This is a genomic window from Bradyrhizobium sacchari (assembly GCF_002068095.1).
In the GTDB taxonomy this organism is placed as follows: domain Bacteria; phylum Pseudomonadota; class Alphaproteobacteria; order Rhizobiales; family Xanthobacteraceae; genus Bradyrhizobium; species Bradyrhizobium sacchari.
Genome location: NZ_LWIG01000018.1, coordinates 124,821 through 133,112 on the forward strand (window position 1 = coordinate 124,821; position 8,292 = coordinate 133,112).

General features: G+C 65.5%; 7 protein-coding genes. 3 read left to right on the plus strand and 4 right to left on the minus strand.

Annotated features, from left to right (window positions below):
• From A5906_RS22800 to A5906_RS22815, 4 genes are all read right to left on the minus strand, one after another.
• A partial coding sequence (locus A5906_RS22800; RefSeq protein WP_245326860.1) for a ComEC/Rec2 family competence protein occupies window positions 1–2,114 on the minus strand: 2,114 nt, incomplete at its 3' end.
• Window positions 2,115–2,208: 94 nt separating this feature from the next.
• Complete coding sequence (locus A5906_RS22805) at window positions 2,209–2,442, minus strand: DUF2171 domain-containing protein (protein ID WP_080137572.1); 234 nt, start codon at window positions 2,440–2,442, stop codon at window positions 2,209–2,211.
• A gap of 89 nt (window positions 2,443–2,531) precedes the next feature.
• Window positions 2,532–2,918, minus strand: coding sequence for a nuclear transport factor 2 family protein (locus A5906_RS22810; RefSeq protein WP_080137539.1), 387 nt, complete (start codon window positions 2,916–2,918; stop codon window positions 2,532–2,534).
• 17 nt (window positions 2,919–2,935) lie between these two features.
• Complete coding sequence (locus A5906_RS22815) at window positions 2,936–4,612, minus strand: glutamine--tRNA ligase/YqeY domain fusion protein (protein ID WP_080137540.1); 1,677 nt, start codon at window positions 4,610–4,612, stop codon at window positions 2,936–2,938.
• Between the two features lie 144 nt (window positions 4,613–4,756).
• On the opposite strand from A5906_RS22815, the gene gltX reads away from it, so the two are divergent.
• The 3 genes from gltX to A5906_RS22830 all read left to right on the plus strand — a co-directional run.
• Window positions 4,757–6,184: a glutamate--tRNA ligase gene (gltX, locus tag A5906_RS22820; RefSeq protein ID WP_080137541.1), complete on the plus strand. Its 1,428-nt coding sequence runs from the start codon at window positions 4,757–4,759 to the stop codon at window positions 6,182–6,184.
• Between the two features lie 146 nt (window positions 6,185–6,330).
• On the plus strand, window positions 6,331–7,635 hold the full coding sequence (gene gltA / locus A5906_RS22825) for a citrate synthase (RefSeq protein WP_080137542.1): 1,305 nt from the start codon (window positions 6,331–6,333) through the stop codon (window positions 7,633–7,635).
• A gap of 98 nt (window positions 7,636–7,733) precedes the next feature.
• The coding region (locus A5906_RS22830; RefSeq protein WP_245326861.1) for a hypothetical protein at window positions 7,734–8,292 on the plus strand (559 nt) is incomplete at its 3' end.

The window sequence follows — 8,292 nt, forward strand, 5'->3', positions numbered from 1 at the left end:
CGCCGCGTCAGCGCCAGCGCGCCCTGCGCGGCGAGACGCTGCCGGTCGACCACCATCGCCGCGCAATCCGGCGCAGCGGGGCGGGCCGTCACCACCAGCGCGGCGCGGCTGCAATCGTCCGCGAGCGCATCAATGCGCAAGGCCAGCGCGACGAGGCGACCATCGGCAAGCGGCGTCACGCAGCCGGCATCGTCGCACGACACGCCATCTGCGAGCGAGGCGCTGCCGGCATCACGCGGATCAGCGTCAGCAGCCAGCCACTCCTTCAGCAGAAAGTCGTCCTTGCTCGCCCGGATCATGTGCAGGTGCCCGTCCCTGCCCCGCACCGCGACGCTTTGGCCATCTCCGGCGATCAGGATATCCGGCGGCCGCACTGATAATCCCCAGAGGATCGCAGCCAGCAGCAGCAGCCCGCCTGACCAGCGCAACGGCGTGCGCAGAAGGCCCATGACAATGATGCCGACACTGGCCGCGATCAGCGGCGCGATGCCGAACGCCGGGATGCGCCCGACCGCGCCGGGCAGCGCCGCCACCCAGCGTGAGACCATGACCATCCATTCGATGCCGATCCCCATCAGCCACCAGAACACGCCGTCGAGCCCGAAGGGAGCCACGAGCAGGCCCAACAATCCGGCCGGCATCACCAGTGCCGAGACCACCGGCATCGCGCCGAGATTGGCGAGCACGCCGTAGGGCGTGACGCGATGGAAGTGGAAGGCCGCATAGGGCGTGGTCGCAAGCCCCGCGATCAGCGAGGCCAGGAACAACATCGCGATCTCACGGCCGCCCCACAGCGCGATACGCGCGGTCGCCGAATGCTCGGGCGAGGCAAACAGGTTCGGCATGCTGATCTGCACCAGCGCCACCAGCCCGAGCGTTGCCGCAAACGACATCTGGAAGCTCGGATGCACCAGCGCTTCCGGCGCGACCGCAAGCACGATCAGCGCGGCCACCGCCAGCGTGCGGAATGTGATGGCGCGGCGATCGACCATGACCGCGATCAGCACCACCGCGGTCATGAAGAACGAGCGTTGCGTCGCAACCTCCGCGCCCGACAGCAGCAGGTAGAATGCGGCGGCAACCAGCGCTGCGGTCGCCGACCATTTCTTGATGGGGAAGCCGACCGCAAGGCCGGGGATCAGGGCCAGCAGCGCGCGCACTGCGAAGAACACGACGCCGGCGACCACGGCCATGTGATAGCCCGAGATCGACAGCACGTGGCCGAGCCCCGAGACGAACATCGCGTCATTGACGGGCGTGGTGATGGCGTCGCGCCGGCCGGTCAGAAGCGCGGTCGCGATCGCGCGATTGTCGCCTTCGAGCGTCGAACGGATGCGCGCGTCGATCGCATCGCGCAGGCCCTGCATGAACGCGGCATAGCGCAGCCGCAGGCCGCCGGCATCCGGCGGCGCCGAGGCCGTGATGGCGCCCATCACAAAGCCGGAGGCGCCGATGCCCTGGAAGAACATGTCGCGCGAGAAATCATAGCTGCCGGGGCGCACCGGCGAGATCGGCGGCAGCAGCCGCGCCTTGAGCTGCACGAAGCTGCCCACCTCCGGCGCGGTGCCCTTGCGCACCGACAGGCGCACGCGCTCCAGCTTGATGTCGCTGCGCTGCGCCTCCATCGCGGTGACACGCAGCACGAAGCGATCGGTGCGCTCGCGGATGTCGCGGGTCTCGACGAAGCCCGACAGCGACGCCGAATAGAGCGGTTTCGCCAGAACTGTATGCGCGATGCGCACCGTCTTCCAGGTCGCGATGGCAAAGCCCGCCGCCACCGCCGCAATCATGATCGCAGGCGCAAACAGCCGGCTCCGCCGCAACAGGACGGCGCCGAGCATCAGCGCGATGGCCGTCGCGGCGACGACCCACAGCACCGGCTCGTGATCGGCCGCAAAATAGAGCGCAATGCCGCTGCCAAAAGCGACGGGCACCCATGGCAACAACCGCCCGGCGCCAGCCTCAGCGCTGGCCCATTGGCGCAGCGTCCCTGCGATCGTGGACCAGAGGTCGAAGCCTGCGGGTGCAAAGCCGCCAGCGGACGCGGAGCGCCCCGCCGGCCAGGTTCCTGCGATCCCTTGCGAGACACGCTGCGGCCGGCCCGGCTCCGCCATTCCTGCACCTTATGATACGCGACTGGCTCACAGGCTACCGGAACGTGCAGGCCGACGAATAGCGGTACAAATCAAGAACGAAGAGGGGAGCGCCCTACTTTTCCTCTTCCATCGTCACGGCGACAGCGGCCTTGGCCGACAACCGCACCTTGTTCCCCTCGACATCGGCGACGAGGCCCTTGTCGACGAAATGATGGTGGCCCTTGTGGCTACCCTCGCCGCTGTCCTTCCTCCTCAGCTTGATACGATTGCCCTCGACACGATCGACCGTGCCAACATGGACGCCGTCGGCGCCGATGACTTCCATATGTTCTGCGATGTTCTGCATGGCGGGATCCTTCATTGGATCGCGGCCAACGCGGCAGGTGCACGTTCGTTTCCACCGTCCGATGACGATGCCGTGTGCGGCGGGGCGCCTCAGATCAGCGGCGCCTTGGACGAGGCATGATGATTGACGATCTTCCAGTCGCCCTCCTCGCGGATGATGACCCAGCTCATCTTGACGACGAGATCGTCCCGCTCGCCCGCAAGATCGAACGAGATAGTCGCGCCCATGTTGATCAGACCAGGGCCGGCCTGCGCCGCGCTTACCTCGGAAAACACCGCGCTCGGCTTGCGCCAGCGCGGCAGGCCATTGAAATAGTCGGCGACGCCGTCCCGGCCCCGATAGAGTCTTGGGTTCGAGCCGAAGAAGAACGCGTTCTTCGAATACAGCGACGACAGCGCGGCCGCGTCGAGAGCCGCGAAGCCGGCGCACCATTTCGCGATGATGGCGGAAACGATGGCGTCGGTTTCGCTGCTCATATCCGCCCCAGCCCTTCTCAGCCCTTGGCGACTTCCTTCGCGAACGTGTCGCGCAGGCCGATGGTGCGCGAGAACACCGGCTTGTCCGGCGTCGAATCCTTGTCGCGCACGAAATAGCCCTGGCGCTCGAACTGCATCGGCTCGGTCGCATTGCTCTCGGCCACCGATGCCTCGATCCGCGCATCGGACAGGATCTCCAGCGAGTTCGGGTTGAGATCGGCCGCGAAGTTCGAGGCCTCCGGGCTCGGGTTGGCGAACAGCTGGTTGTAGATGCGGATCTCCGCGGGCTTGGACGCCGCCGCCGGCAGCCAATGCATGGTCGCCTTGACCTTGCGGCCGTCGGGCGCGTTGCCGCCTTTGGTGGCGGGATCGTAGGTGCAGCGCAATTCCACCACCTCGCCGGCGTCGTTCTTGATCACGCCGGTGCACTTGACGAAGTAAGCGTAGCGCAGCCGCACCTCGTTGCCCGGCGACAGGCGGAAGAACTTCTTCGGCGGATTCTCCATGAAGTCGTCCTGCTCGATATAGAGCTCGCGGCCGAACGTGATTTTACGCGTGCCCGCGGACGGATCGTCCGGATGGTTGATCGCCTCGAGCTCCTCGGTCTGCCCTTCCGGATAGTTCTCGATCACGACCTTGAGCGGCCTCAAGACCGCCATGCGCCGCTGCGCCGTGCGGTTCAGCTCCTCGCGAATACAGAATTCGAGCATGCCGACATCGACCACGCTGTTGGCTTTCGCAACGCCGATGCGCTTGACGAATTCACGCAGCGCCGCCGGCGGCACGCCGCGGCGGCGCATGCCCGCCACGGTCGGCATGCGCGGATCGTCCCAGCCCGCGACATGACCGTCGCGGACGAGCTGAGTCAGCACGCGCTTGGACAGCACCGTGTAGGTCAGGTTCAGCCGCGCAAACTCGTACTGATGAGGCTCCGAGGGCACCGGCAGCTTCTCGATGAACCAGTCATAGAGCGGGCGGTGGTCCTCGAACTCCAGCGTACAGATCGAATGCGTGATGCCTTCGATGGCGTCCGACTGGCCGTGGGCATAGTCGTAGCTGGGATAGATGCACCATGCGTCGCCGGTGCGCGGATGGTGCGCATGCAGGATGCGGTACAGCACGGGATCGCGCAGATTGATGTTGCCCGCGGCCATGTCGATCTTGGCCCGCAGCACGCGCGCGCCGTTGGGGAATTCGCCGGCCTTCATGCGGCGGAACAGGTCGAGGTTCTCCTCCACCGAGCGGTCGCGGAACGGCGAGTTCTTGCCGGGCTCGGTGAGCGTGCCGCGCGAAGCGCGGATCTCCTCCTGGGTCTGGTCGTCGACATAGGCGAGCCCGTCGCGGATCAGCTTCTCCGCCCATTCGTACAGACGGTCGAAATAGTCGGAGGCGAAGAACAGGTTCTTGCCCCAGTCGAAGCCGAGCCAGCGCACGTCGGCCTGGATGGAATCGATGTATTCCTGCTCTTCCTTGACCGGGTTGGTGTCGTCGAAGCGCAGGTGGCAGCGGCCCGGAAACTCCTGGGCGATGCCGAAATTGAGGGCGATCGACTTGGCGTGACCGATATGCAGGTAGCCGTTCGGCTCCGGCGGGAACCGGGTCACGATCTCCTTGTACTTGCCCTGATCGAGGTCGGCCTGGATGATGTCACGAATGAAATCGCGCCCAACCTCAGCTGCCACCGGTTCTGTCATTACGAAAATCCTGTAGGGAAATCAGCGGTCCTTCTGCCAAATTCGGGAGGCCGCGCCAAGGCCTCAGGCCGTCCGCCGTCGGGCTTTAGTTATGCTCCGGTCCTGCTATACACCACCGCCTCCAATGCATAGGCCCTGCCAAGAATGACCGATTCCGTCGTCACCCGCTTTGCCCCCTCGCCGACCGGCTTCCTCCACATAGGGGGCGCCCGCACGGCGCTGTTCAACTGGCTCTACGCCAAGAAGCATGGCGGCAAGATGCTGCTCCGGATCGAGGACACCGACCGGGAGCGCTCCACCGAGGCCGCGATCGGCGCCATCCTCGACGGGCTGGAATGGCTCGAGCTCGGCTGGGACGGCGAGGTCATCTACCAGTTCAGCCGCGCCGCCCGTCACCGCGAGGTCGCCGAGCAGTTGCTCGCCGACGGCAAGGCCTATCGCTGCTACGCCACTGCGGAGGAGCTCGCCGCGATGCGCGAGAAGGCGCGCGCGGAAGGCCGTACCCGGCTCTATGACGGCATGTGGCGCGACCGCGACCCGGCCACGGCGCCGACCGACGTCAAGCCCACCATCCGCCTGCGCGCGCCGCAGACCGGCGAGACCGTGATCGAGGACCAGGTCCAGGGCCGCGTGGTCTGGCAGAACGAGAACCTCGACGACCTCGTGCTTTTGCGCGGTGATGGCAACCCGACCTACATGCTCGCGGTGGTCGTGGACGACCACGACATGGGCGTCACCCACGTCATCCGCGGCGACGACCATCTGATCAACGCCGCCCGCCAGAAGCAGATCTACGACGCGATGGGCTGGGCGCTGCCGAGCATGTCCCACATCCCCCTCATCCACGGCCCGGACGGCTCGAAGCTGTCGAAGCGGCACGGCGCGCTCGGCGTCGATGCTTACCGCGCCATGGGATACCTCCCGGCCGCGCTGCGCAACTATCTCGTCCGCCTCGGCTGGAGCCATGGCGACCAGGAGATCTTCTCGACCGAGGAGATGATCGAAGCGTTCGACCTCGCCAGCGTCGGCCGCGCCGCCGCCCGCTTCGACTTCGCCAAGCTGGAGAACCTCAACGGCCATTACATCCGTCACGCCGACGATCAATCGCTCGTGAGGATGTTCGAGGACGTGCTCGACCACATCGTGCCCAGCCGCGACGAGATTAAGGCGAAGTTAAACGACACCACGCGGGCGCAGCTCCTCAAGGCCATGCCGGCCTTGAAGGAGCGCGCCAAGACGCTGATCGAGCTGATCGATGGCGCCTACTTCATCTTCGCCGACCGGCCGCTGCAGCTCGATCCCAAGGCGCAGGCGCTGCTGACGCCCGAGAACCGCAAGCTGATCGGCCAGCTTCATTCCGCGCTGGAGAAAGTCGAGACCTGGAGTGCGGCCACCGCGGAAGCCGCGCTGCGTGCCTTTGCCGAGGAAAATAGTCTCAAGCTCGGCGCGGTCGCCCAGCCCTTGCGGGCAGCGCTGACGGGACGGACGACATCGCCTGGCATTTTTGAGGTTTTGGACGTGCTCGGACGTCAGGAAAGCCTTGGGCGGCTCAAGGATCAGTCTACGACGTAAGTAGGCCATGCGTGCGGGTGATCTTGCAGCGCACACAGCAATAATATACCCATCTCCCCCGTACATTCTGGAACATCCGGCCTGCCCCGCCATCTCATCGGGGCCTTCCGGGTCCGGCCCGTTTCACCATACATCGGGGACCTCTGATGGACGCAAAAGAAAGCCCAAAGACCGCCACGCTGACGGTCGGTAACAAGAACTACGATCTCCCGATCCTCAGCGGCAGCGTCGGGCCAGATGTCGTCGATATCGGCAAGCTCTACGGCCAGTCCGGTCTGTTCACCTACGATCCCGGCTTCACCTCGACCGCGAGCTGCCAGTCCAAGATCACCTATATCGACGGCGATGCCGGCGTGCTCGAATACCGCGGCTACCCGATCGAGCAGCTCGCCGAGCACGGTGACTTCCTGGAGACCTGCTATCTCCTGCTGTACGGGAACCTGCCGACTGCCGAGCAGAAGAAGGATTTCGACTTCCGCGTGACCCATCACACGATGGTGCACGAGCAGATGGCCCGCTTCTTCCAGGGCTTTCGCCGCGACGCCCATCCGATGGCGATCATGGTGGCGGCGGTCGGCGCCCTCGCTGCGTTCTATCACGACTCCACCGACATCAACGATCCCAAGCAGCGCATGATCGCCTCCATGCGCATGATCGCGAAGATCCCGACGCTGGCCGCGATGGCCTACAAGTACACCGTTGGCCAGCCCTTCGTGTACCCGAAGAACTCGCTCGGCTTTGCCGAGAACTTCCTGAACATGTGCTTCGCGGTGCCTTGCGAGGACTACAAGGTCAGCCCGGTTCTCGCCGACGCGCTGGAGAAGATCTTCATCCTGCACGCCGACCACGAGCAGAACGCCTCGACCTCGACGGTGCGCATCGCCGGCTCCTCGGGTGCCAATCCGTTCGCCTGCATCGCGGCCGGCATCGCCTGCCTCTGGGGCCCGGCGCATGGCGGCGCCAACGAAGCCGCGCTCAACATGCTCTACGACATCGGCACGGTCGACAAGATTCCCGAGTTCATCGCCAAGGTGAAGGACAAGAACTCCGAAGTCCGCCTGATGGGCTTCGGCCATCGCGTCTACAAGAACTACGATCCGCGCGCCAAGATCATGCAGAAGATGTGTCACGCCGTGCTCAAGGAGACCGGCCATGGCGACGATCCGATGCTGAAGGTGGCGATGGAGCTCGAGAAGATCGCGCTCAGCGACCAGTACTTCATCGACCGCAAGCTTTACCCGAACGTCGACTTCTATTCGGGCATCACGCTGAAGGCGATGGGCTTCCCGGTCTCGATGTTCACCGTGCTGTTCGCGGTCGCCCGCACCGTCGGCTGGATCAGCCAGTGGAGCGAGATGATCGAGGACCCGCAGCAGAAGATCGGCCGTCCGCGCCAGCTCTACACCGGCGTCACCAAGCGCGACTACGTGCCGATCAAGGATCGCAAGTAAGTACCGGCCGTTACGGCCTTCGAAGCGGCGCCATCTCACGATGGCGCCGTTTTTGTTTGGCAGGGTCCGACAGAGCAAGCGAAGCGTGGGGCAAGCCGATGCGGATCACGAACCCGGTGGACGGATCGTTGCAGGTCGTGGCCTGTTCGCCATTCCCCGATGCGGCCGGTGAGATGGTGCTCTGTCCCAGATGCGACATTGACGGGGTGGTCACCGCGGAACGTCTCGCTGCGGTTGCCGTGCAATACAGCGGCTACGACGTCCCTAAGGCGAAATGGCCGCAGCCCGGCGCGGTGCTTCCTGTCACCCTGGACCTCGCCGATCCCACGCGGTTCAGGATCGAGTGGGATCGGGTGGCAACCGGGCACGAAGCCGCCGAAAAGCTGGCGGCCCATTTGCGTGGCGAGCAGCAGGCCGACACGCCCGGCCACCCTTTTCCCCGTACGTGGCGCGAGGAGAAGCATGCCGCGCCGTCGCCGGCGCTGATCAACGGGCTCACGCCGCAGCAGACGGAGATTGCGCTGGCCGGCGGCGCCGCCGCGCTCGGTCTGGTTCCGACGACGGCGAAGGTCTTGAGCGCGCATGAGGTGCAACCAAGCAGCGCACCCGGCGGGACGTGGGACATCGCCGTCGCAGTAGACGACCCTAACGGCGGGG

Excerpts from the sequence above, each read along its gene's own strand:
- A5906_RS22805 (WP_080137572.1), bottom strand. The coding sequence starts at position 2,442 with ATGCAGAACATCGCAGAACATATGGAAGTCATCGGCGCCGACGGCGTC.
- gltX (WP_080137541.1), top strand. The coding sequence starts at position 4,757 with ATGACCGATTCCGTCGTCACCCGCTTTGCCCCCTCGCCGACCGGCTTC.
- A5906_RS22815 (WP_080137540.1), bottom strand. The coding sequence starts at position 4,612 with ATGACAGAACCGGTGGCAGCTGAGGTTGGGCGCGATTTCATTCGTGAC.
- gltA (WP_080137542.1), top strand. The coding sequence starts at position 6,331 with ATGGACGCAAAAGAAAGCCCAAAGACCGCCACGCTGACGGTCGGTAAC.
- A5906_RS22810 (WP_080137539.1), bottom strand. The coding sequence starts at position 2,918 with ATGAGCAGCGAAACCGACGCCATCGTTTCCGCCATCATCGCGAAATGG.